Genomic DNA, 24,132 nt, shown 5'->3' on the forward strand with positions numbered 1-24,132 from the left:
GGACGTCACGGCGCGCGTTGAAGGCCTGAAGCAGAAGGTTAGCGGTGGCGCCGAGCGGCAACGCCAGAACCACGGGAAGCAAGGATTTTGACGGCAACTGAGACGTGACCTCGAACTGCCAAGCCACCGGCAAGGCGCAGGGCTTTACCCGCCCCCTGGTCGCCACCGTCACCAACGGCGTGTTTCACGCCGAGGCGCAGGGCCCGGGCAACAACGTCAACCGGCTGGAGATCGACGGCCAGATCCCGGCGGACGGCAAGACGACGTTGAGTGCGCGCGGCACCACAGGGGCGAGCACCTACACCCTCAACAACCTCGCGCCCGGCTCGCCCTACGCCTTCACGGTCGATGCGCAGTTCGATCGCACCCGCGGCACCGGCAAGTGCAACGAGGCGCGCGCCTGCAATCTGGTCTTCGTCAAGCGCTAACCGCTGTCACACACCGGTCTGACTGATGAACTTGGTGTTGAAATAACCCTCCATGGCCTCGGTGCCGCCTTCCGAGCCGTAGCCGGAATCCTTGATGCCGCCGAACGGCACCTCGGGCAGCGCCAGCCCAAAACTGTTGATCGACATCATGCCGGCCTCGACCGCCGCGCCGATCGCCGCCGCTGTCTTGGCCGAGCTGGTGAAGGCGTAGGACGCCAGGCCAAACGGCAGCCGGTTGGCCTCCTCGACGACGTCGTCAAATGACGAGAAGCGCGAGATCAGCGCGAGCGGGCCGAACGGCTCCTCGCTCATGGCGCGGGCATCCTTCGGCACGTCGCTCACCACGGTCGGCTCGAAGAAATGCCCCTTGTTGCCGACGCGTTTGCCCCCGGTCTCGAGCTTCGCACCCTTGCCGACGGCATCCTGCACCATGCCCTCGATGGCGGTGACGCGACGCGGATTGGCGAGCGAGCCCATCTTGGACTCGGGATCGAGGCCGTTGCCGACCTTGAATGCCTTGGCGCTGTCCACAAAAGTGTCGACGAATTGCCTGAACACGTCGTCCTGCACCAGCATTCGCGTCGGCGAGATGCAGACCTGCCCGGCATTGCGATATTTCGCGGCCGCCAGGATCTTCGCGGCTGACGTGACATCGGCGTCCTTGAACACTATCGCCGGCGCGTGGCCGCCCAGCTCCATCGTGGCCCGCTTCATGTGCAGGCCCGCGAGCGCGTTGAGCTGCTTGCCGACATAGGTCGAGCCGGTGAAGGAGATTTTTCTGATCACCGGATGCGGGATCAGATATTCGGAGATTTCCGAGGGCACGCCGTAGACAAGGTTGATGACACCGTCGGGGACGCCGGCGTCGGCAAACGCGCGGATAAGCTGCGCGGGCGAAGCCGGCGTCTCCTCCGGCGCCTTGACGATGATCGAGCAGCCGGCGGCGAGCGCGGCCGAGAGCTTGCGCACGACCTGATTGATCGGGAAATTCCACGGCGTGAACGCCGCGACCGGGCCGACCGGCTCCTTCATCGCAATCTGGTAGATGCCGGGCCCGCGCGCGGGGATCAGCCTTCCATAGGCGCGCTTGGATTCCTCGGCGAACCACTCGATCACGTCCGCCGCGGCCATCGCCTCCATCTTGGCTTCGCCGAGCGTCTTGCCCTGCTCCATCGTCAGCAGCGGCGCGATCTCGTCATTGCGCTCGCGCATGATGGCGGCAGCCTTGCGCATGATTTTGCAGCGCTCGAACGGCGCGACGTTGCGCCAGACCTTGAAGCCGGCGCTGGCCGCGGCCAGTGCTTCGTCGAGATCGGATTGGCCGGCATGGGCGACGGTGCCGATCACCTCTTCGGTCGCGGGATTGCGCACCTCGATCACTTTGCCCGAATGGGCCGGGCGCCATTTTCCGCCGATGAAAAGCTGAGTGTTCGAATAAGCCAATGGAATCTCCTCTAGGTCGAGCTGTGAACGGCGCCTGGACAAATCGCGTCCGCCGCCTTTGTCATTTCCGGTCCGAGATACGCACGGCAACGCGGATCGGCCACGAGAGCGCCGAAGTCCGCCATGGGCGTCACGCCGCCGCCGGCCACGAACAGGAAGCGTCCCGCGATCTCCGCGAGGATGTCGAGGTGCCAGGCCGCCGTCGGGTGCATGCAGAGGATGACCAGCCTGCCATCGTTGCGCAGCTTGCGGAAGAAATCGAGCATGAAGCCGATATAGCCGTCCTGCAGGTTGAACTGCGGCTCGTCGAACAGGTGAACCAGCGGCGTCCTGGTCGGCGACGGTGCGAGGAATGCGGACGGAACGCGCTTGCGGAAACGCCGGACCTGATAGGACTGATGATAATGGATCGCGAGCCGGTCGCGCTCGCGATATTTGACGCCGTGGATATCCGTGCCCGCCACCAGCACGCGCCCCGAGGTCGGCGCGTTGGAGCCGGTCATCATCTCGAACAAGGTCGTCTTGCCGGCGCCGTTCGGCCCGACGACGCCGACAATACCGGCCTCGTCCAGCGACAGGTTTGCCTGAAGCGTGAATGTCGGGCGGCGGACGATACGGCCCCTGGTATAGACCTTGCGAATATCGTCGAGAACGAGCAGCGGTGCGGCCACTTATTGTACTCCCAGCAGGCGGTGTCGAAGGTCGCGATCACCGCGCAGGGTCGCGGCCTCGCCGGTCCACACGATCCGCCCGCGGTCGATCACCGCGGCATGGTCTGCGACCGACAGCGCAATCTCGGCATTCTGCTCCACGACCAGCGAGGCGATGCCCTCGTCCTTCATCCGCAAGATGGTGGCGAGCACGTCGCCGACGATCTTTGGCGCAAGACCCTGGCTCGGCTCGTCGAACAGGACCAGCCCCGGCGAACCCACCAGTGCGCGGGCGATCGCGACCATCTGCATCTCGCCGCCCGACAGGTTTTCGCAGTCGCGTTCCATGAGATATTCGAGCGGCGAGAAGATCGCAGCCGCCTCCTTGACGCTCCAGTTGCGAAAGCGCGTGCGCTTCTGCGCGATCGAGAGATTGCGCGCCACCGACAAGGTCGGGCATAGCCGCCGGTCGTCGGGCACCCAGCCGATGCCGGCGCGCGCGATCTCGTGGGTCGGATCGCGCGTTACGTCGTGACCGTCGAACCGGACAGCGCCGCGGCGCGGCCGCGTCAATCCGAGGATCGACCGCAGCATGGTGGTCTTGCCCGCGCCGTTGGGCCCGAGCAGCGCAAACACCTTTGCGTGCTCGATGGCGAGCGAGGCGCCGAACAGCGCCTGGGTCTCCCCGTAGAAGGTATCGACCGTGTCCACTTCGAGGATCATGCGAACTTCCCGAGATTGGAGCGCCGCACCCATTCGTTCTGCTGTAATTCGTGCGGCGTACCGCGCGCGACGACCTGGCCCCAATGAATCACGGAGATGCGGTCCGCCAGCGAGAACAGGAACTCCATGTCGTGCTCGATAGCGACGATGGTCAGCTTGCCCTTCAAACGCGCGACCAGCGTGGCGAGGCGCTGCACGCCGTCGGAGCCGAGGCCGGAGGTCGGCTCGTCCAGACACAGCACGCGCGGCGCCTGCGCCAGCGCGACCGCGATCTCCAGGGCGCGGCGGTCGCCATAGGAAAGGTCCTTGGCGCGGACATCGCCCTTGTCGGCGAGCCCGACCGCAGCGAGCGCGTCGGAGGCCTGCTCGGCAAACCTGCGGTCGCCGGCTGCTGCGCGCGCGATATCGAGCCCGCGCGCGCGAAACTCGGGCAAGCCCATCATGACGTTGTCGCGAGCGGAGAACTCGTCGAACAACGTCATGATCTGGAACGAGCGGGCGATGCCCTTGTTCGCGATGCGATGTGGGCTCAAGCCCGTGACATCCTCGCCACCGAGACGGATCTTGCCGCGGCTCGGTTTCACCCGACCGGTGAGGACGTTGAAGAAAGTGGTCTTGCCCGCGCCGTTCGGGCCCATCACGCCGTGAAACTCGCCTTCGGCAACCGCGAGATCGACGCTTTCCAGCACAACGCGATCGCCGAAGCGGACATGGACGCCCGCAGCCTCCAACATGCTCATCGGCCGCCTCCGACCAACAGCCGCATCGCGGACGTGCCGCGGCGCCGCAGCGCGTTGAGTGAGTGCCGCTGCATAGCGGCCGAGAGCGCGCCGGCAATGCCTTCAGGACGGAACAGCACGATCGCGATGAACAGCAGACCAAAATAGAGCATCCAGGCATTGGTCAGCGCGCCGATCACGTCGCGCGCAGTGAGGAAGAGAAACACGCCGATCACCGGACCCCAGAAGCTGACAAGCCCGCCACCAACAAGCGTCATCATCACGACGTAGCCGGATTGATGCAAGCTCATCACATCAGGGAATGCAGCGAGCTGCGCCATCGCGAACAGTCCGCCTGCAAAGCCGGAAACGGCAGCCGACAACGCGAAGACCGATGCCTTGTAGAGCCACACATTATAGCCGAGATGGGCCGCGCGAACCTCGCTCTGCCTGATCGCCGCGACCACGCGGCCATAAGGCGAATGCACCAGCCGCCACAATGCGGCAACGCCGACTGCGAAGACGGCGAGCACGAAATAGTAGAACGCGACATTGTCGGTGAGATCGAACGACACCAGCCCGAAATCGGCCGGCAGCCGCTTGATCTTGAGAAGGCCGTCCTCGCCGCCGGTGATCCGGTGCGACTTGATCGCCAGCGTCCAGAAAATCTGGCCGAAGGCGATCGTCATGAAGGCATAGTAGATGCCGCGCCGGTGCGAGATGAACATTGCCACCAGCACCCCGGCGAGACCAGCGACCACCGCCGCCGCAGCAAGGCAGATCCAGAGATTGGCGACGATGTCTAACTGGCAGAGCCCAAACGAATAGGCGCCGATGCCGAAATAGGCGCCGTGTCCGAACGACGGAAGTCCGGCCCTGCCCAGCACCAGATTGAACGCCAGCGCATAGAGCGACCAGATCAGAATTTCGATCCCGAGATAAGGATAGAGTCCGATCCGCGTGATCCAGAGCGGCACCGTTGCAAGCACGAGCCAGAGCACCAGCATCGTCGGCGTGACGAGGCGCGCGGCGTCGGACGAAGAATTTGATCCCACAATCATTCCCTTAGGCCTCGAGCACGCTCTTCTTGCCCCACAGGCCGCGCGCGCGGAACGTCACGACGGCAACGAGCAGGATGTACATCGACAACAGCGACCATTCGGACGCGTAGGCGCCGGCAAGGCCGACGCACAGTCCGACCAGCAGACCCGCCACGACCGCGCCCCAAAAACTGCCGACGCCGCCGAGCACGATCACCAGGAACGCGGGGATGACGGCGTCGACGCCCATATGCGGACGAATACCCCAGATCGGCGCGACGATGATGCCGGCGACCGCGGCCAGCATCGTGCCGAACACGAACACCAGCAGCCGCAATCGCGACAGGTTGATGCCGAGTGCACGGACGATTTCGCTGTCATGCGCGCCGGCCTTGACCGTCGCACCAAATGAGGTCTTTTCGATCAACAGCCAGAGCAGGCCGATGATTCCGGCCGCGATGCCCGCCGCATAAAAGCGATAGGTCGACCAGATCAGATCGCCGAACAGGAAGCCGCCGTTGATGGCGGACGGCACCTGCAGCACGTAGTCGCGCGTCCCCCAGACCAGACGGATCAACTCCTCGATCACCATCGCCGCACCGAAGGTCAGGAGAAGCCCATAAAGTGGGTCCTTGCCGTAGGTACGCCGCATGCAGAGCTCGATCAGCATGCCGACCAGGCTGACGATCACGGGCGCAATAACCAGCGTGGCCGCGTAGCGCCAGCCGAGCGGCAGCGCGAGCCATGCCTTGGCGAGGTCAGCCGGCAATGGCGGGCGCGGCCCGGTGAGCTGCATGGCGACATAAGCCCCCAGCGCAAACAGGGAACCGTGCGCAAGATTGATCTGCTCCATCAGCCCGACGATGAGCATGAAGCCGAGCGCGATCAGGGCGAACAACAGCCCGAGCGTCAGGCCGTTCAGAAGATGCGGAAGAAGGTCGAACAAGGTTTTGGCTCTCGCAACTGGCATTGCTTACCGCGGACGAAGATGGTCCGGAGCTCACGGCGCGCGAGATTGCGCGCCGCTCGTTCTGCGATGTGATGCGTCGTCCCTTAGGAGTCGACGGTCGGCACCTGCTCGTACGGCGTGAGCTTACACTTGCCGGGGGCCGCATCATCGGCGGCCGATTTCGGCTCGGTCCAGCTGATGATCTCGAACAGATCGGTATTGTCGGCCGGCTTGGCGTTGCGCCGTGCCAGATAGATCGTCTGCTGCATCTGGTGCGTCACCGGATCCATGTAGGCATCGAAATGCTGCATGCGGTCGGTCGCCGAGACCTTCAGGTTCTCGAGCTCCTTGATGATCTTGACGTTGTTGGTCGACCCTGCCCGCTCTATCGCACGGAGCAATTCACGCGTCGACATGTAGCCGTTGTAGGAGACGTTGCCCGGCACCGGAATCGGGCCGTCCTTGTTGGCGGCCTGCCACTTCTTGACGAACTCGGCGACGCCGGGCAGCGGCAGCTTGTGATACCAGGTGGTGCCGAACACGCCGAACAGGCTATCGGGCGCGCCCCAGACGTCGGGCCAGTCCTGCTGGTTGTTGATCCAGGCCGGCTTGCCGTCGAGCTTGAGCTGCGCCACCTGCTCGCGCAGTGCCTTGATGTCGTCGCCGCCGATCGCGGTTGCGACAACGTCGGGTTTGGCTTGCTGGATCTTCAGGAGATAAGCGGTGAAGTCGCGCGTGTTCTGCGGCACCAGCAGATTGTCGACGATCTTGCCGCCGGCCGCCTCGACCTGCGCCTTGGTCGCGGCAGACGTGGTGCGCCCCCAGACGTAGTCGTTGGTCAGCAGCATCCAGTTCTTGCCGATGGAATCGACCGAGTTCTTGACCGACGCTTTGGAAAAATTGGTGCCGTTGCCGTCCCAAACGAACTTCACGCGCGAGCAATTCTCCCCGGCCTCGCTCGGCGCGGAGGAATTGGTGTTCATGTAGATCACACCGTATTTGCTGGCGACCTGCGTGATGGCGTTGGCGACGCCGGAATGCAGCGCGCCGATCAGGATGGTGCAGTCCTCGCGGGTGATGAAGCGTTCGGCGACGCGACTGCCGGTGGCGGGCGTCGTCTCGGTGTCCGCGGTGATGAACGTCACCTGGCGCCCGAGCACGCCGCCTTTCGCGTTGATCTCGTCGATCGCCATCTTGATGCCGCGGAAATCATCCTGGCCGCTGTTGCCGTATTGGCCGCTGGCATCGCAGGTCAGGCCGAGCTTGATCGGCTTGGCCGCGCCTTGCGCCCACGCGTGATTCTCTTTCCACGGCCCAAAGAAGCTGCCCGTGCCGCCGATGACGCTGGCCATCAAGCTGCCCTTCAGAACGCTTCGCCGTGAGATCTGACGCCCTCTCATCGTTTCCTCCCGTTTTCAAAGTCTTTTGCTTTTTTGTGCGATTAGAATATTCATTCCATTTGTTATGTAAAGTGGAATATTTGATCCAAACGGTGAAATGCCGTTAAAGAGGCGACCGATCCGGAGACCCGAGACGATGAACAAGGCCCAGGGTGCGATGAGCTACGACGAGCTGCGCAGCGCCATTGCGCAGCGCCACCGGGCGCTGTCCGGCCGGTTGCAGCAGATCGCGGAGTTCGTGCTCGATCATCCGACCGATGTCGCGCTCGGTACCGTGGCGGAGGTGGCGCAGCGCTCGGGTGTACCGCCGTCGGCGATCGTTCGCTTTGCCCACGCGCTCGGATTCGGCGGGTTCACCGAGATGCAGCAGGTGTTCCGCTCGCGCCTCGTCGCCGGCGTCGCGCCGAGCTACAAGGCGCGACTCGCTCGCATGAAGAGCGAGGAGAAATCGGTGCTCGGCCGCCAGCCGGCTGCAGTGCTGTCACGCTTCGTCGCCGAAGCACAATCGTCGCTGGTCGCGCTGAGCCAGTCCGTCCATGCGCGCGAGCTGGACACCGCAACCGCGATCCTTGCAAAAGCGCGCGACATCTATCTGCTCGGCCTCGGCGGTTCGTTTCCGGTGGCGATCCACCTCGCCTACGTGCTGCGCAAGCTCGGGCGGCGCGTCGTCCTGCTCGACGGTCTCGGCGGCAGCATCCACGAGCAGTCACATGCCGCGACCACGGAGGACGCGCTGGTCGCGATCAGCTTCCGCAATTACTATCCGGATACGGCGCGGCTATTCCCCGAACTCGTCGCCCGCGGCGTGCCCACGATCTCCATCACCGACAGCCTGTTGAGCCCGATCGTCGAGGGCGCGCGCGTCGTGTTCGAGATCCAGGACATGCCCGAGCCGGCGCTGCGCACGCTGGTCGCGCCGATGTGCCTGGTGCAGGCGATGGCGATCGGACTCGATCTCGCGGCAGACTAGGGTGTTTCAGAACAGGAGAAGATCATGGCAGCACATGACGGGAAAGTATTGTCAGGACAGGTTGCGCTCGTGACCGGCGCGGGGCGTGGGCTCGGCCGCGCCTTTGCGGAGAAGCTCGCCGCGCTCGGCGCTGACGTCGCCATCCACGGCATGCGCGAGAACGGGCCGGCGGAATATGGCGAGGGCACGACGCTGACCGCGGTGGCCGCAGAGATCGGCCGGCAATTCGGTGTCCGCAGCCAGCGCGTGCTCGGCGACCTCACCAAGGGCGAGGACATCGCGCGCGTGATCGCCGAGACGGAAGCCAAGCTCGGCCCGATCGACATTCTCGTGCACAATGCCGGCGGCGACATCGCCGCTGCCGGCGGCAAGCCTAACCCGAACGACGCGGTCTACATCAAGGAGGCCGATGTGCGCGCGGTGCTGGAGCGCAATCTGCTCTCGACCATCCTGACCTGCCAGGCGGTCGCGAAGGGCATGATGGAACGGAAACGCGGCCGCATCGTCACGCTCGGCTCGGTCGCCGCATTCAAGGGACGCACCCAGGGCGCGATCTATGCGGTGTCGAAGGCCGGCGTGACCCACTACACGCGATGCCTCGCCGACCAGCTCCGCCCCTACGACATCGCCGTCAACTGCATCGCGCCCGGCGATACCCGCACCGGCCGCTTCCTCGGCACGCGCGCGGTGGACGCAAACCGGATGGTCGAGACCGGCACGCTCGACCGCATCGCGACCGTCGACGAGGTCGCGCGCGTCGTCGAATTCTTCGCCGGGCCCATGGGCGTCTTCGTTTCGGGCCAGGTGCTGCGGATCGACGGCGGCGGACAGTGTTGGCCGGGCTGAGCACAAAAAGAAAAGGGCCGCTGCGAGCGGCCCTTTTGCGTTATTCAGAATGAGCTGAGATCACTCGACCCGCGCCAGCACCGCGAGCTTGCGGATGCCCTTGTTGCGGTAGGCGTCGAGGAACGCGTAATAGTCCTTGAACGACACGCAGCCGTTGGAGTCGCCGTTCGGCCCGAGCATGAAGGTGTGGGCGAGCAGGCCGTCGCGGCCGTAGATCGCGCTCTCGCCGCCGATCGGGGTCAGGCGCAGCGCCGGCACGCCGTGGAACAGCGCCTCGCGCGGCTTCAGCGTGTAGATGTGCGGCGGCGTCACGCCGCGCATGCGGGTGCGCGAAGAGCGCGGATCGTCGAGATTGGAGCCGAGGCCGGAATGTGCCTCGAGCTTGGTGCCGTCGGGCAGATAAACCGTCTTGGCGGTGATGTCGTAGACCGCGGTGTCACGCTCGTAGGGGTACGAACCACCGAGCATGGGGTTCTGCTCCTTCGGCGCGATGGCAGACGTCACGCTGGCATCGGCGGAGGCATAGGCGAGCAACCCGCCGGACGGTTCACGCTTGCCCCAGAGTTTTTCGACCATCGACTGGCGCGGACCGGTGATCGACATCACCGCGGCCTTGGCACGGTCGGCAAACGATTTTGGCTTTGCCTCCGGCGCCGGCACGATCTCGGCTGGGTCGGCCGAAGCCAGTTGCATCTGCGCGTCTGGCGCGCGCTTGGCCTTGTCCGCACCCTTGTCAGCAATCCTGGACGAGGCCGCCGGCTTCAGCGCTTCGGCGACCTTCGCGATCACGCTCTGCTTCGGGGCCTCGGCAACCTTGGTCGCGGGCGCGGCGCTGGCCGCATTCGACTCCACGCCCTGCGTGGCCGCCGCAGCAAAACGCTCGTTGAACATCTCGCGCGAGATCGGGGCTGCGACCTGCAAACGGTCGGGTAGCAGCGCAAAAGCTTCCTTGATGGCGTCGCCCGCCTCGCGCAACGCAACCTTGGGCGCGCGCTTGATCACGGGCTCGTCGTAACCGGCGCTGTCGACGGTCGGGAAGGCGCTGGCGGCGAAGATGTTGTTGTAGACGGTCCAGCCGGCAAGCACGACACAGCCGATCACGGCGGCGCCAAGCACGTTTTGGGTGGTCATTTTCCGGGAAGGCTTCCGATATGAATTCTTGCCAGGATTTTTGGACTTACGTGCCGCGTTACTCTGCGCAGCGATACTCGTACTCATTCGCCTTGCGTCCAGGACAGTGTCACTCAGTCCCCCTTCGAAGTGCAGCTGGTCACGATCCGGGAACAGCATCTCGCAGAGGGTCGGAGCGTCATTAAGGCGACTTTTAGTTAAATGCGGATTAAGTTCGGGCAGATGTGGGGCACCGGGTTAACGCTGTCTCATTCTGAGAAAAAAGCCCGCAGAACTACGGACTTAGACGCGTCTGTTAACTATAATTCTTGGCCGGGTCGGCGCGTTCTGCGGACGTGTTCCGGCCGCCTCTCTAAACGCACCAACCAAGTCCTTTTCGTGGTCTTCAATACCCGGAAGATAGCGGGGAAGCGTTGCGCGAGGCTGGCGCGCGCTCGCTCTGCTTCGCCCTCTCCCCCTGTAGGAACGAGAGAGGAAGAAGGAAGGTGTGCGCCCTGACTGAAAGTTGATCGCACTGGTCTGGAAAAGACCGCAGCGAGGAAATAGCTGCGAGAGCGGCACTTTTCAGCAGCCTCTGCGCGTGATACGGTACCGTATCAACATCGCCTTGAACTGTGCCACGCACGCAAATGGAGGCTGGCATGAGAGGGATCGCGGGCGCCGGTATTTTCGCTCTGGCGTGGTTACTTCAATCGACCGGGACTGCAAGTGCACAGCCTGCTGCCAATGCGGGCTGCACGGCATCGCCTGCGGCCGCGGGCACGCAGGTCTGGCGCTGCGACAATGGCATCACCATCGTTGCGGAAAACGGCGCCAGATTTGAACTTAAGGACGCCAACCGCGACGGACATATAGACTCCGTCGAATTGAGCAGCAAAGCGCTGCTGGTCGAGGTGCCCAAGAAGCCCGGCGGCAATCCCTTCAGGGTGCTGACGCCGCAGGCCATCGCCGCCGTGCGCGGCACCAAATGGGCGGTCGATGTCGCCGAGGCCAAGACCTCGGTGTTCGTCGCCGATGGCCGTGTTGGCGTCACCCGCAGGAGCCGCGGACGCGGCGTTGTGCTCGGCCCGGGCGAAGGCGTCGACGTCGAGGCAACCGGGCCGCTGACCGTCAAGACATGGGGCCAGCCGCGCGTCGACGCGCTGATGGCGAGGCTTGGTCAATAAGGACTTGGTCAATAAGGAGACTTGGTCAGTAACGAGGCTTGGCCAACAACGAGGCTTGGCCAACAAGGCTTGGACAATTTAAGGCCCTCGCAGCAAGGCGTGGGCGACAAAGAAGATTGCAGTACGTCATGACCAGACGCGTTCAGATCCTGGCGGCCCTCGTTCTCACCGCTCTGTGGGGCGCGGGCATTTATGCGGCTCACGCCAACGGCCGTCTGCGCTTTCTCGATCAGCTCGAGGCAACACTGACTGATTTGCGGACGCAGGTCCGCGGCGTGCAGGCTCCGCCCGATCTCGTCACCATCGTCGCGATCGACGACACCGTGGTCAAGCGCGGCGGCAGCTATCCGCTGCCGCGCGCCGATCTCGCCCGTGTCGTCGACACCATCGTTCAGTTCAAGCCGAAGGTCGTCGCGATCGACCTTTTGCTGGTGGACCGCAGCGCCGCGATCGGCGACGCCACGCTGGCCAACACGCTCGCCACCGGTCCCGTGGTGCTTGCCGCCGCGGCGATCTTTCCGTCCGCCAGCGAGACGGTGGAGCCGGGCAGCCAGGGTCCCCTCGCCGCCCTGCCGCAGGCCGAGCGCTTCCTGCTGCCGCTGCCGGCCTTCGCCGATCACGCCGAGGTCGGCGTCGTCAACGTCGCCACCGGACAATCGGGCTCGCCGCTCTCGGTGCCGATGCTGTTCCGGACCCGCGACAAGGTCGAGCTGTCATTTCCCTTGCGGGTCGCAACGCGCGCGCTCGACAAGCCGCTGACGATCGCGCCCGATCGACTCATGCTCGGCGATCGCGCGGTGCCGACCGACACCGATTTCGCGCTGCCGATCACCTATTACGGCCCGCGCCGCACCATCCGCACCGTCAGCGCGCAGAGCATCTTCGACGGCACACTCAATCGCGCCGCGATCGAGAACCGGATCGTCGTGATCGGCGCCGCGGTCGCCGGCGGCGGCGACTTCTATCCGACGCCGTTCGATTCGCTGATGCCCGGCGTCGAAGTGGTCTCGACCGCGATCACGCATCTCGTCGCCGGCGACAACATCGTGCGCGACCGCAAGGTTCACATCGCCGACGCGCTGACTGCGATCCTGCTGCCGGTGCTGCTGGTGGGTCTGCTCGCCTGGCGGCGCAGCGCGTTCGGCATCATCGCGGCAGCCGCGGTGATGATCGCCTGGGGCGGACTCAATCTGTTCGCGTTCACGCACGGCGTCTGGCTGAATGCCGCGACGACGCTCGCCGCCGCCGTGCCGCCGGTCGCGGTGTTTGCCGGCGTGCAGCTGTGGGCCGGCGGCCGCCGCACGCAATATTTCGCCGCCAAGAGCCGGTCGCTGGCGCAATTCCAGGCGCCCGCCGTGCAGGAATGGCTGACGCGCGATCCGAACTTTCTGTCCACGCCGGTCCGGCAGGATGCGGCCGTCGTTTTCATCGATCTCTCGGGCTTCACGGCGCTGAGCGAAAGGATCGAGCCGGACGAACTCCAGGATCTTCTGAAGGCGTTTCATGCGCTGATCGACAAGGCCGCGGTCGATTGCGGCGGCCTGATCACCGGCTTTCTCGGCGACGGCGCCATGATCCTGTTCGGCCTGCCACACCCGATGCCCGACGACGCGGCGCGCGCGCTGAAATGTTCGATCGACCTGTATCGCAGCGTCGATCGCTGGATCGCCTCGCTGCCATCAGCGATCCGCCGCCAACTCGGCTTCAAGATCGGCGCGCATTTCGGCCCGATCATCGCCTCCCGCCTCGGCGAAAGCCACCAGCACATCACGGCGACCGGCGACACCGTCAATGTCGCGAGCCGCTTGATGGAGGTTGCGGCGCAGAACTGTGCGTGGCTCGCGCTGACCGATACGCTGCTGGACGCAGCCGACTTCCACGGCGCTCCCGACGGAATCCTGACGGGCCCCCTGCTCACGCAGGTCCGTGGCCGCTCCGGCGTCGTGACCGTCTGGTTCTGGCGCGATCAGGACCAACCGGGTCAGACCGCAACCAAAGCCGAGATGATCGACTGAAATCAGTTCGGTTCGAGAACCAGCTTCTTGAGATGACCCGCAACGCTCTGCTTGGAGACAGCATCGAGGCGCAGCCCCCGCTCGGCCCACGTCTTTTCCCACAGATGCACACCCGTGACACGGGGATCGCTCAACAGCTCGAAGCCGGCCCGGCTTTCGGTGGCGAACAAATCCACTTCGTGCCAGTCGATCGCATTGAAGGTCGTCGGCGGCAGTATGGACGAGAGCAGCTGCTGGTCGTCTGACCCGAGCAGATATTCGCTCAGCAACAGCGGCCCGACCGCACCGTATTCGACGCGCCTTTCGCTGAAAAGGCGCTGGAGGGCCAGGGCATACAGATTGGCCATGTGCAGCGAGCCCTTGGGCGCGCGCATCACGCCGCCGACGCAGACATGGCCGTTCTCGACACCGGACCATTGCGTGGAAAACACGTGCTCCGATGCGAAATCCAGCGGCTTGAGGAGCACGATGTCCGTATCGAGCCACCACCCGCCGAACTCCTGAAGAACGGCATAGCGGAAGATGTCGCTGAAGTAGCGGATCTCGCTGTGCACGAGAGCGTGGTGGTAGGTCGAACGTGGCACCACGCTTGCCGCGTCGGCCACCAGGACTCCTGATGGCACAAGCGCCTGCATGGTGGCCACGTCGTCGTAAGTGTACAGCTTGACCGGATGGCCCTGGCGGATCATCGATCGAAGCGCGAGATGCGACATCTCGCTCGGCAGCGTGTCCGACCAGAAGCAATGAATGAGATCGCGAGCCTCTTCCGACCCCGAGCGGTTCTGAAGATGAGCATTGAATTGCGCCGTCAGGGCATTCCAGCCGTTGCGAGGAGCAGAACGGCACTCGCCAAGGAACGGCATCTTCTGATAGGCCCGCGCGATCACGAAGCAAAGGCTCGCCTGGTTGCCGTGCCCCGCCCGGCTCAGGGCATGGCCATAATTCTCCCAGATCGAGGGATCGACGGGATCGAGATCCACCGCGCGCTGAAACGCTTCCAGCGCCTGTTCCTGCAGCCCCTTGCCTTGCAGGGCGGTCCCGAACGTCGCCAGATAAGTTGCCTTCATCTCGTTTGTGAGCGCACGGCCGGCCCACTTGATGGCGGCATCGAAGTCGCCGTTGAGCAGAGACACACCCGCCATCAGATGAAGCAAACCGGCATGGTTTGCGTCCGCGGCGAGCCCCTCCCGGCAGCGCGCTTCGGCCTGCGCCAGCTCGCCTGTCTTCAGGTGCCGCAGGCAGATCTGGTAATATTCATCCCGCGTCAGCGACGACGGCTCTGTCGAGGTCTCGTCTGTTCTTGCGAGAGTGCCGTCGTGATAATTCATCGGGGACCTTCCGGGTCATGGGACAGCAGGCGTCACCCCGATTCCCAGATCCTCGGGAAGCTCGCCGCCATTCGACTATCCCGCCCGTAGCTTGCACGAAGCTTGGCACCGCATTCGCGCGGCAGCGCCGGCGCGTGGCGAATCAAAAGGGCCGCTGATATGGCAGCAAACAGTGACCGGCGCATCTTGTCCGGTCTTCCGAAATGGTCTTCGGTAAAGAGGACGGTCGTTTGGCCATTGATTTTCGTGAAATCAAAACTTCAATCGGGAAAGGCCAGGTTATGGCCGCAAAGACCGATGCCGTTCTGGACGTCAAGACCAACGCCTTCCTGGAAAGCTTTGTGACGGGCCCGTTGAAAGACGCCATCGTGCTTCTTGCCGCGAAAAGAGCAATGCTCCGTGAAGACATTGGCGAGTTGCGGACATTGGCTCTCGGATCGTCGCATGGCGACCATGGGTTCGATCCGCAGTTCTGCGATGAGTCATTCAATCTCTGCAGCAGAACGCAGGACCTGAAGCACTCGTATGCGCTTTATGAAACAACCAGCAAGCTGGCACCGAACCTGAAAAATATCATTGTTTTCTACTCGGTGTTTTCGGCCGGCTTTTTCATGGAGAACACCCGATCAGAAAAGATCCTGTCTCCTGCTCTCAATGGATTGTTTTCTCTCGGGCTGAAATACGAGGAGAACCGTTTCGCCGCGCTCTCTGAACAGATAAGAGACGCTTTCATCGACGTCGTGATCCAACTGGAAGGGAAGCACGGGTTCCTCCCCAAGTGGGTGCAGATCATCACTCCAGACACTTATGGGGCGGCACGACGGGCGAATGATCACCTCAAATGGCCCAGCAGCGATGCAAATCAGTATTTGATCAAGATCATCCGGCTTGCCAGGCACCTCAAACACAATCTCTGCATCGTCATCCCTCCTGTTCGCTCCGACTACCGAGAAGCTGTTGGTCCTCGCTCCACCAAGCTATTCCAGGAACTGATGGATATCTGCGGCGAATTCCAAATCAGTTCCGTGCTGAACTGTTACGATGGCGTTGGATTTCCTGACGAATATTTTGGTGATTTCGACCACCTTCTACCCGAGGGGACCGGACCACGGATTTTAACTCGCGCAATCGACGCGAGATTGCGGGCTACATCGGCAGCTGGTCCGATCTGTCAGGCCCGATCATGAGAGTATTGATCGTTGGAGCAACCTCGTCGTTGGCGCAGGCGCTTATCGCGCTCCTTCATGGACAGTGCGAACTGCTGACGGCCGGGCGGAACGGTTGCGATATCGCGCTCGATTTATCCTCGCGTGACATACAACTCCCCGCCGGGATCGACTGCGTCGTGAATCTGGCCGCGGCGTTCGGGGGCAAGGAGCTGACCGACATCCTGCAAGCGATGGATGTCAACGTGCTCGGTGTCATGAAGCTCTGTCATGCCAGCGCGAAGGCAGGCGCCAAACACCTTGTACACATCTCCAGCATTTTCTCGGATCTCGACAGCACGTCTCCCTTCTTCGGAGCCTACTCGCTCTCAAAGAGACACTCCGAAGAGGTCACGCAATTTTGCGGCCGGGAGCTCGGGCTGCCGGTCGCGGTGCTAAAACCATCCCAGATCTATGGTGTGGGGCCAGGGTTTCGACGGCATCAGCCATTCCTTTACACCATCATGGACAAGGCCCAGAGCCATGAAGACATCAATCTTTTTGGTTTGAATGACCCGTTGCGGAATTTCATTCACGCTCAGGACGTCGCGAAACTCATCTCGGCCGCTGTCGCGACGAAACTCGAAGGCACCTATCGCTGTGCGCACCCCGACAATGTCACCTATTCGCAAATTGCGGCCGCGGCCATTTCGGCCTTTGAAAGCAAGAGCAAGGTCGCGTTCCTGAAAGACAAGCCTGATATTCCAAGCAATGGCTTTGCTTGCGATGAGACATTGTTCCGACTGCTCGACTATTTTCCCCACATCTCCATGACGCAGGGCATGCAGATGGAAGCAGCCCATCGAAGGCGGGCGGCATGAGAACGATACTGGTTTCCGGCGCCGCCGGAATCGTCGGCTATGGAATTTTGCGCTCGCTGAAAAGCTCGAACAGGCCGATGAAGCTCGTGGGCACCTCGATCTATACAGATTCGGTGGCGCCGGGATTCTGCGACGTCTTTGAACGGGTGCCCAGGACGGATGCGCCTGATTACCTTGATCAGCTTGTTGCGCTGCTCCGCAAGCATCAGGTCGACGTGGCGATCCCCGGCATCGATGCAGACATGTACACATGGGCGGACCGGCTGGCCGAGATTGAATCGACCGGAACCAAGGTCGTTATCAATTCGCCCGACCTGATTGCCAGATGCTCCGACAAATGGGCGTTTTACCAGCGCCAGCTGGAACTGAAGCTGCCCTACGCGATCCCGAGCTATCTGGACATGGACTTCGATTTTCTCACGGAGACATGCGGCCTGCCGTTCCTGCTGAAACCTCGCCGGGGTTTTGGGTCCAAGGGAATCGTGGCGGTCGCGACTGCCGAGCAGTTTGCCGGGATTGATCCCGCGACAAAAGCGACACTGATGGCCCAACCCATCGTCGGACGCGATGACGAGGAATTCACCGTATCCGCGTTTTGCGATGGTCTTGGAAGCTATTCGGCGATCATGGCGCTGCGGCGAAAACTCTCCAGGGAGGGATTCACGGAGAAAGCAGAGGTTGTCGATGAGGCCGAGTTTTCCGAAGCCGTTCGGGATTTATGCCGGGGGTTTTCTCCCGTTGGCCCCACCAACTTTCAGTTTCGCGAGACCGACCATGGCCTGAGGCTGCTCGAGATCAATCCGAGGATTTCCTCGTCAACATCGATACGCGCCGCCTTTGGATACAACGAAGCGTTGATGGCGGTCGAACTGGCCATCGAGAACCGGATGCCGCGCCAGCCGGACATCAAGCGCGGTCGGGCCGTCCGCTACACGGAGGATCATATCTTCTATGAAAATAGCGTTCATCTCTGACATCCATGGAAATTTCGAGGCGCTGACGGCGGTTCTCGCCGAGCTCGATCGCATGCATGTCACCGAGATTGTCTGCGTGGGCGACGTGGTCGGCTATTATGCGCAGGTCAACGAATGTTGCGACGAGCTGAAACGGCGCGGCATCAAGAGCCTTCTTGGCAACCACGACTGGTACCTGGGCTTCGGCGGCTTTTGCATCAGATCCAAAAGCGTCAACGATTGCCTCGCCTATCAGAGGAAGGTGATCACGTCCGAGAACCTGAACTGGCTCAGGACGTTCGGTGTGCACATGCAGGTGGGAGACGCTCAAATCGTCCATGGCGGGTGGTCGGATCCGATCGATGAATACCTCAGGGAGCCCGACGAAGCCTATTTCGCGCGACTGCCCGGCAGCATCTTCGTCAGCGGCCATACCCACGTGCAAAGTCTCCATCACTTCGGGGAGAAGACCTATTGCAATCCCGGATCGGTCGGACAACCGCGCGACGGCGATCCACGCGCGGCGTTCGCAATCTTTGACGGCCACAGCTTCGAACTGCATCGGGTCGCGTACGACATGCGAAAGGTATTCGAGCTGATGGAGACCGCAGGCTTCAACGACTACTACTACGGCGGACTGAAGACCGGTGCGAACCGGCTTCAACGGCTTGAGGATTGAGATCAGACCATGCTGCAGTGGGAAAAGCTCGGAAAGCTCTTCGACCCCCGCGACCACAAGGATCACCCCTGGATGCGCGAATTCGCGCAATCTCCGAGCACGCTGGTTTTCGATGACATCATCAGGGTCTATTTTTGCTCAAGGCCGGCGCCCGACGAGAAGGGCGAATACAAGAGCTACATTGCGTTTATCGATCTTGACCGAAAGAATCCTTCGCGCGTGCTCCGCATCTGCGACAAGCCGGCGCTGGATCTCGGCGGGTTCGGGACCTTCGACGAATTCGGCACGAACCCGGTCTCGGTGATCCGGCACGAGAACCATATCCGTGCGTATTACGCCGGATGGACCCGATGCGAGTCAGTCCGCTTCAACGCCGCGATCGGCGTTGCCATCAGCAACAACAATGGCGAGTCCTTCGAGAGAATTGGCGAAGGTCCGGTCCTCTCGTACACGCCGTATGAACCGTATCTGCTGGGAAGCCCCCGGATTCGACGGTTCAACGACACTTGGTATCTTTGGTACGCCGGAGGCAAGCGGTGGATAAAAACCGCGAGCCGGACCGAGCCAATTATCAAAATTCGCGTGGCCACATCCTCCGACGGATTGAATTGGCGAAGGGACGGCGCCGATTTGATCGAAGATAGATTGGATGAAGACGAATGCCAGGCAGGCGCCGATGTCATCGCACGCGCGGGCCGTTTTCACATGTTCTATTCTTATCGGAAAAGCCAGAACTACAAAGGCAAGGACGGCGGATACCGCATCGGCTACGCTGTTTCGGACGATCTGGTGAAATGGAAACGAAATGACGAGCTGGCCGGACTTGGCGTTTCCGCCGACGGTTGGGATTCCGAAATGGCAAACTATGGTCACGTGTTCAGTTTGGACGGCGAGACGTACATGATCTATCAAGGAAATGAAATGGGACGAACGGGCATCGGTTTGGCGCGCCTGCAAAATTGTCCGGATTGGTTCAAGCCATGAAGTGGAGAAAGCTCGGGAAGATATTCGACCCCACTGAGCACAAACTGCCCAACGATTGTTTGGAGTTTGCCCAATCGCCGCAGGCTCTTGTTCTGGGGGATCGTGTGCGCGTTTATTTTTCAACTCGTTGCCGCGACGAGCTTGGGAAATATCTGAGCCACATCGCCTATGTCGATTTCGACAGGGACATGCACGGGATTCTCGATATCTCCAAGCACACTGTCATAGAACTGGGCGGACTTGGTGCCTTCGACGAGCATGGTATTTTCCCCATGCATGTTTTTGATGATGGCGATAAAGTGCTTGGATTTACCACGGGGTTCAATCGAAAGATCTCGGTAGGAGTAGATTCGGCCATTGGCGTTGCTATCAGCAAAGACAGCGGACGGACGTTCCAGAAGCACGGAACGGGTCCAATCATGGCCGCCTCTTTGAACGAGCCCTTTCTGATCGCCGATTCGTTCGTGATGTCGATCGGTGGCATTTACTACATGTGGTACATTTTCGGGACGAAATGGAAATCGTCTTCGGAAAACGAGCCGCCCGACAGAGTTTACAAGATCGCCTGTGCCACATCTGTCGATGCAATCAATTGGCAAAGGGACGGAAAACAGATCATCTCTGACCGCCTCGGCGAAGATGAATGCCAGGCGCTGCCGACGGTATTTCGCCGGAATGATCTCTACCACATGTACTTCTGCTTCCGTCCCTGTCACGGGTTTCGGAACGGCGGCGACAGCTATCGTCTCGGATACGCTTATTCGCATGACCAGATCAGCTGGACGCGAGACGATTCAAAGGCCGGTATCGACCTTTCGCAGGACGGCTGGGATTCGCAGATGCAATGCTATCCGCATGTTTTCGCCTGCGATGACAAAGTCTACATGCTCTACAACGGCAACGAGTTTGGAAAATTCGGCTTTGGACTAGCCGAGCTGGTGTAACCACGAAATCTTTGAGAGGCCCTTATGTCGCAAATGAGAAACTACAATCGAGAGCTGGACGACTCCGGCAAGGCCGAAAATCAGAAGTACGCCTACCAGTTCGACTTTGATGTGATCCAGCCGTTCATGGTCCGGTCCTTCGCGCCCTTCTTCAGAGGCGACTCTCTTCTCGAGCTAGGGAGTCACAAAGGCGAATTCACCAGGAGATTTCTGCCGTTTTTCGAGGACGTAACCTGTGTCGAGGCATCGGATGTCGCGATTGCCGAAGCCAAGGACCGTTACGGTTCTCGAATCCAGTTCATCAATTCCACATTTGAAACCCTGCAACTGCCGAAGCGATACGACAATATCGTGATGACCCATGTTCTCGAACATCTCGACGACCCCCAGCTCGTCTTGCGCTTGATCAACGAAAAGTGGCTTTCGGAGAACGGGCGATTGTTTCTGGCAGTCCCGAATGCACACGCCCCGTCGAGGCAGATTGCGGTCAAGATGGGACTGATCTCGCACAACTCCGCCATTACACCTGCCGAAGCAGAGCACGGCCATCGCATCACATATTCGCTGGATACGCTGGAACGTGATGCGGTTGCAGCGGGGCTTGATGTCATCCATCGCTCCGGGGTCTTCTTTAAAGCCCTCGCCAACTTCCAGTGGGATCGCCTGCTGCAGACGGACATCATTTCGGACGCCTATCTCGAGGGAGCCTACAAGTTGGGGCAGCAGTACCCGGATCTTTGTTCGAGCATCTTCCTGGTTTGCGAACCTGGACGATCGAAAGCCTGAACCCTGTGATTTCTCTTCGTCGCTTGTTCCCGCCGTCGACCCAATGGCGGGAACAAGCCTTCTACGCCTGGAAGAGCAGACCCGACGATTCGGAGTGAGCACCTCGAACCAGGTCATAGTTGTCGGCGATGACATCCTGGAGCTTCGCAACCGAGTTGAACATCAGCAGGTCCACGATGGAGAGATACGGCACCTGGGCCTGGCCGAATTGCTCATAGGGAAACGGCCTCGTTCGGAGCGCCTTAAATTCGATTCCGCGGGCGCGGAAAGCATCCGCATCGTAGAGTTCCAGGCCGCCAATAGCGTTGATATACTCCCGCGCCCCCACCGCTTCGCACAATGCGAGCACCTTGTCCTGAAACTTCAGCGAATGGTCGATGGGAATCTCGGACGAGATCTTGAAGGCGGTTCTCAGGCCCAGATGCGCGCAGGTCATGCGCAGCGAATTGAAGAGATAGCGAAACAGATTGGGGTCTTGAAAGCCGACGATCTCTTCCAGAAGCGGAAAGGTGTCCTTGAAAAAGGGCGCAGTGCGATAGGCCCCCTGCCATTGATTGAGCAGCTTTGCACGGTCGAAATCGGCCGCCAATTCCCTGTCCCGAATATCCAGGGCATCCGAATCCTTCTTCAAGGAAAGCGAGAACAAGGCATCCTTCCCGTTGACCAGCATCCGGTTGCGGTTGATCCATCCCTTCTTCGTATATTTGATGTTGTCGTAGACGATGAAAACATCGACCGCACCAATGAGCTGATAGTAGCCGATGTAGGGCAGAAAATACGGCTGCATGATCGCGAGTTTCATCTTGTGCAACCTGGCCTCAAATCCTAGCTCCCATCCTAACCCCAAGTCCGCGCCGCACTCGCGATATGACTTTGAGTCGTCGAGGCCGCGATATTGTTGCGGGGCACCACGAGCGGTGCGAAACACGCGTACGCCTTGATGAAACGATAGATGCTGTTCGCCATCATATCGGCGCCCATCGTCGGCACCGCGCGGTTGCCAAGCGCCTCGATGGTCACCAGCCGGTTGTCCATCGGAAGCCAATACGGATACACGCGCCGTGCACCTGCAGGGGACAGGACGTACCCGCCCGGACCGAAACAGCAGTTCAAGCGGAAGGCCGCAACCTGGGTTGTCGCTCTCTGGAAAGCGGCATCGCTCACGTCATCCGGGTGCTGGGGCCTGAAGCCCATCATCGCCTTCATGCCTGGCGCCCACTCGACATCGAGGACCGAATCCGTATTGCAGCCAAGCACCAGAATATCCCAGTCGCCAAGGGTCGGAAGAAGCGTCGACAAGCGCGCAAGCGTGTCGTGACGGATGGTGCAATCGTCCTCAAACACGAGGGCCGGCTCATCCTGCTCGGCGACCATCTTCCATATCTTCGACATCGAGGCGGTACCACCGACAGTACCCGGGGCAAACCGCGAACCAGGGGCGACAAGCCCCATCGCCATGACCTCCTCGTCGGTCAATTTCGATCCGTCGACCGCAGGGAAACGTTCGAAGGCGATTCCGCAGCCTTCATTCCGCTTCAGGAATCTTTCGAATTTTTCCGGCTGGCGATCGAGATTGACGACGAAGTTCTTCATGTTTTCAACCGTGGCGTTGAGGCGGATGCCGATACGATCCATTAGCCAGCAATCGATCCCTGATTCGCCATCTCCCGTCATTCCAAAATCTGCGTGTTTGTGACGGCGCCCCGCGGCACGGCATGCTCCGCGCAAGCTAGAGCCGATATCGGTAACCTACCAACATCGTGGACTCGCGATGACTGATGCGGCCGCCATGCATGAAATTGGGCACCGTAGATGTCAGCCTGAAAGTCGGGTCTTCGTAGCCTTGCAACGCGTTACGAACAGGATTTCGAATGCGCACTATTCTGGTTACTGGGGGTGCAGGGTTTATCGGCGCAAATCTGGTTCACTACCTTATGGGGAAGTATCCTTCCGATAGGGTCGTGGTCCTGGACGCGCTGACCTACGCGGGCGCCGTCGAAAATCTTCCGCCCGACATGGTTCGCCTGCACGATGCTCGCGGATCGCTCTGGTACGGCGATGTCTGCAACGCTGCACTGGTCGACACGCTCGTGGCAGAAGCCGACGTGGTGATCCATCTTGCGGCGGAGACTCACGTCACGCGCTCGATTCACGACAGCCTCCAGTTTTTCCAGACCGACGTGCTGGGGACCCAGACGCTCGCGAATGCAGTTGCCAGGTTCGGACGCAATATCAAACGCTTTGTCCATGTCTCGACATCCGAGGTGTATGGAAATGCGGTCGCAGACAAGATGGATGAAAACCACCCGCTGAATCCGATGAGCCCTTACGCAAGCGCCAAATGCGGTGCCGACCGGCTGATCTATTCCTATTGGGCGACCTACAAGATCCCCGTTGTGATCGTTCGGCCTTTCAACAATTTCGGCCCGATGCAGCATCTCGAAAAGCTCGTTCCCCGCTTCGTCACCAGCGCGATGCTCGACGAACCGCTGACGGTTCACGGCGGCGGTGTGGCCGCGCGCGATTTCGTTTACGTCGAGGATACGTGCCGCGCGATCGATCTCGTCCTTCAGGCCCCCGGCGAGCTCGTCCATGGCGAGGTCTTCAATGTCGCGACCGGCGAACACCGCACGATCAACGAGATTGCCCACGACATCATATCCGAGATGAATTATTCACCGGCCAAGATCGAATTCATCGGCGATCGTCCCGGACAGGTCGTGAGACATACCGGTGACTGGTCGAAGATCAATCGCGTGCTCGGCTGGAAGCCAAGCTTTACGTGGCACGATGGCCTCAAGCGGACGATCAACTGGTATCGCGAAAATACGGAGCGCTGGTCGCGTCAGCTCTGGCTGCGGAAAATCCCGATCATCTCGCAGACAGGAAAGAAAGAGTATCATTAGTCGATCTGCTTCCAGTCGCGAATACAAGTGGCTTGGGCATGCCACA

Annotated in this window: 23 protein-coding genes and 1 pseudogene; 13 read left to right on the top strand and 11 right to left on the bottom strand. The window is 61.3% G+C overall.

The features are described from left to right. Positions 1–10 precede the first annotated feature (10 nt). A pseudogene (locus B5V03_RS06625) lies at positions 11–428 on the top strand (caspase family protein); the annotation flags it as partial. Positions 429–434: 6 nt separating this feature from the next. Here the strand turns inward: B5V03_RS06625 and B5V03_RS06630 are convergent. The 7 genes from B5V03_RS06630 to B5V03_RS06660 all read right to left on the bottom strand — a co-directional run bounded on the left by B5V03_RS06630 (position 435) and on the right by B5V03_RS06660 (position 7,304). Next, positions 435–1,871 (bottom strand): NAD-dependent succinate-semialdehyde dehydrogenase, encoded by a 1,437-nt coding sequence (locus tag B5V03_RS06630; protein WP_129268458.1) that lies wholly within the window; start codon positions 1,869–1,871, stop codon positions 435–437. 11 nt (positions 1,872–1,882) lie between these two features. Then, positions 1,883–2,542 carry an ATP-binding cassette domain-containing protein gene (locus B5V03_RS06635; RefSeq protein ID WP_129268459.1) on the bottom strand — a complete coding sequence of 220 codons (660 nt, stop codon included), beginning with the start codon at positions 2,540–2,542 and terminating at the stop codon, positions 1,883–1,885. After that, positions 2,543–3,244, bottom strand: a complete 702-nt coding sequence (locus B5V03_RS06640) for an ABC transporter ATP-binding protein (protein WP_129268460.1) — start codon at positions 3,242–3,244, stop codon at positions 2,543–2,545. Then, positions 3,241–3,984: an ABC transporter ATP-binding protein gene (locus B5V03_RS06645; protein WP_129268461.1), complete on the bottom strand. Its 744-nt coding sequence runs from the start codon at positions 3,982–3,984 to the stop codon at positions 3,241–3,243. The genes B5V03_RS06640 and B5V03_RS06645 overlap by 4 nt, the downstream gene beginning before the upstream one ends. Next, complete coding sequence (locus B5V03_RS06650; RefSeq protein ID WP_129268462.1) at positions 3,981–5,024, bottom strand: branched-chain amino acid ABC transporter permease; 1,044 nt, start codon at positions 5,022–5,024, stop codon at positions 3,981–3,983. The genes B5V03_RS06645 and B5V03_RS06650 overlap by 4 nt, the downstream gene beginning before the upstream one ends. 4 nt (positions 5,025–5,028) lie before the next feature. Further along, positions 5,029–5,949 (bottom strand): branched-chain amino acid ABC transporter permease, encoded by a 921-nt coding sequence (locus tag B5V03_RS06655; RefSeq protein WP_129268463.1) that lies wholly within the window; start codon positions 5,947–5,949, stop codon positions 5,029–5,031. Between the two features lie 107 nt (positions 5,950–6,056). Beyond that, a complete protein-coding gene (locus tag B5V03_RS06660) occupies positions 6,057–7,304 on the bottom strand; it encodes an ABC transporter substrate-binding protein (RefSeq protein WP_129268464.1) in 1,248 nt (415 codons plus the stop codon). A gap of 184 nt (positions 7,305–7,488) precedes the next feature. Here B5V03_RS06660 and B5V03_RS06665 point away from each other — a divergent pair, with 184 nt between their 5' ends. Together B5V03_RS06665 and B5V03_RS06670 are read left to right on the top strand one after the other, a co-directional pair. Next, positions 7,489–8,322, top strand: a complete 834-nt coding sequence (locus B5V03_RS06665) for a MurR/RpiR family transcriptional regulator (RefSeq protein ID WP_129268465.1) — start codon at positions 7,489–7,491, stop codon at positions 8,320–8,322. A gap of 24 nt (positions 8,323–8,346) precedes the next feature. Further along, positions 8,347–9,168, top strand: a complete 822-nt coding sequence (locus tag B5V03_RS06670; RefSeq protein ID WP_129268466.1) for an SDR family NAD(P)-dependent oxidoreductase — start codon at positions 8,347–8,349, stop codon at positions 9,166–9,168. 60 nt (positions 9,169–9,228) lie between these two features. Here the strand turns inward: B5V03_RS06670 and B5V03_RS06675 are convergent, their stop codons facing one another. Next, positions 9,229–10,299: a DUF2778 domain-containing protein gene (locus tag B5V03_RS06675; protein ID WP_164987826.1), complete on the bottom strand. Its 1,071-nt coding sequence runs from the start codon at positions 10,297–10,299 to the stop codon at positions 9,229–9,231. Between the two features lie 641 nt (positions 10,300–10,940). Between B5V03_RS06675 and B5V03_RS06680 the strand changes: the two genes are divergently transcribed. Together B5V03_RS06680 and B5V03_RS06685 are read left to right on the top strand one after the other, a co-directional pair. Continuing rightward, positions 10,941–11,465 (top strand): FecR domain-containing protein, encoded by a 525-nt coding sequence (locus B5V03_RS06680; protein ID WP_164987827.1) that lies wholly within the window; start codon positions 10,941–10,943, stop codon positions 11,463–11,465. Between the two features lie 128 nt (positions 11,466–11,593). Continuing rightward, positions 11,594–13,480, top strand: coding sequence for a CHASE2 domain-containing protein (locus tag B5V03_RS06685; RefSeq protein WP_129268469.1), 1,887 nt, complete (start codon positions 11,594–11,596; stop codon positions 13,478–13,480). Positions 13,481–13,482: 2 nt separating this feature from the next. On the opposite strand, the gene B5V03_RS06690 is transcribed toward B5V03_RS06685, so the two are convergent. Further along, positions 13,483–14,808 carry a glycosyltransferase gene (locus B5V03_RS06690; RefSeq protein ID WP_129268470.1) on the bottom strand — a complete coding sequence of 442 codons (1,326 nt, stop codon included), beginning with the start codon at positions 14,806–14,808 and terminating at the stop codon, positions 13,483–13,485. A gap of 203 nt (positions 14,809–15,011) precedes the next feature. Here B5V03_RS06690 and B5V03_RS06695 point away from each other — a divergent pair, with 203 nt between their 5' ends. The 7 genes from B5V03_RS06695 to B5V03_RS06725 are packed head-to-tail and all read left to right on the top strand — an operon-like array spanning position 15,012 to position 21,180. Then, complete coding sequence (locus B5V03_RS06695; RefSeq protein ID WP_129268471.1) at positions 15,012–15,995, top strand: hypothetical protein; 984 nt, start codon at positions 15,012–15,014, stop codon at positions 15,993–15,995. Next, the gene (locus B5V03_RS06700) at positions 15,992–16,834 is read left to right on the top strand and encodes an NAD-dependent epimerase/dehydratase family protein (RefSeq protein WP_129268472.1); all 843 of its coding nucleotides are present in this window, start codon (positions 15,992–15,994) and stop codon (positions 16,832–16,834) included. Before B5V03_RS06695 ends, B5V03_RS06700 begins: the two co-directional genes overlap by 4 nt. Then, positions 16,831–17,808: an ATP-grasp domain-containing protein gene (locus B5V03_RS06705; RefSeq protein WP_129268473.1), complete on the top strand. Its 978-nt coding sequence runs from the start codon at positions 16,831–16,833 to the stop codon at positions 17,806–17,808. The genes B5V03_RS06700 and B5V03_RS06705 overlap by 4 nt, the downstream gene beginning before the upstream one ends. Continuing rightward, positions 17,786–18,466 carry a metallophosphoesterase family protein gene (locus B5V03_RS06710; protein WP_129268474.1) on the top strand — a complete coding sequence of 227 codons (681 nt, stop codon included), beginning with the start codon at positions 17,786–17,788 and terminating at the stop codon, positions 18,464–18,466. The genes B5V03_RS06705 and B5V03_RS06710 overlap by 23 nt, the downstream gene beginning before the upstream one ends. Positions 18,467–18,475: 9 nt before the next feature. Then, on the top strand, positions 18,476–19,450 hold the full coding sequence (locus B5V03_RS06715) for a glycosylase (RefSeq protein ID WP_129268475.1): 975 nt from the start codon (positions 18,476–18,478) through the stop codon (positions 19,448–19,450). Further along, positions 19,447–20,394 carry a hypothetical protein gene (locus B5V03_RS06720; protein ID WP_129268476.1) on the top strand — a complete coding sequence of 316 codons (948 nt, stop codon included), beginning with the start codon at positions 19,447–19,449 and terminating at the stop codon, positions 20,392–20,394. The genes B5V03_RS06715 and B5V03_RS06720 overlap by 4 nt, the downstream gene beginning before the upstream one ends. Before the next feature lie 33 nt (positions 20,395–20,427). Next, complete coding sequence (locus B5V03_RS06725) at positions 20,428–21,180, top strand: class I SAM-dependent methyltransferase (protein ID WP_245502176.1); 753 nt, start codon at positions 20,428–20,430, stop codon at positions 21,178–21,180. 61 nt (positions 21,181–21,241) lie between these two features. Here the strand turns inward: B5V03_RS06725 and B5V03_RS06730 are convergent, their stop codons facing one another. Next, a complete protein-coding gene (locus tag B5V03_RS06730) occupies positions 21,242–21,982 on the bottom strand; it encodes a WbqC family protein (RefSeq protein WP_129268478.1) in 741 nt (246 codons plus the stop codon). 35 nt (positions 21,983–22,017) lie between these two features. Beyond that, complete coding sequence (locus B5V03_RS06735; protein WP_129268479.1) at positions 22,018–22,854, bottom strand: glycosyltransferase family 25 protein; 837 nt, start codon at positions 22,852–22,854, stop codon at positions 22,018–22,020. A 197-nt stretch (positions 22,855–23,051) separates the two neighbouring features. On the opposite strand from B5V03_RS06735, the gene B5V03_RS06740 reads away from it, so the two are divergent. After that, on the top strand, positions 23,052–24,086 hold the full coding sequence (locus B5V03_RS06740; protein ID WP_129268480.1) for a dTDP-glucose 4,6-dehydratase: 1,035 nt from the start codon (positions 23,052–23,054) through the stop codon (positions 24,084–24,086). Positions 24,087–24,132: the final 46 nt, after the last annotated feature.

It is taken from the genome of Bradyrhizobium betae (genome assembly GCF_004123905.1).
Lineage (GTDB): Bacteria > Pseudomonadota > Alphaproteobacteria > Rhizobiales > Xanthobacteraceae > Bradyrhizobium > Bradyrhizobium betae_A.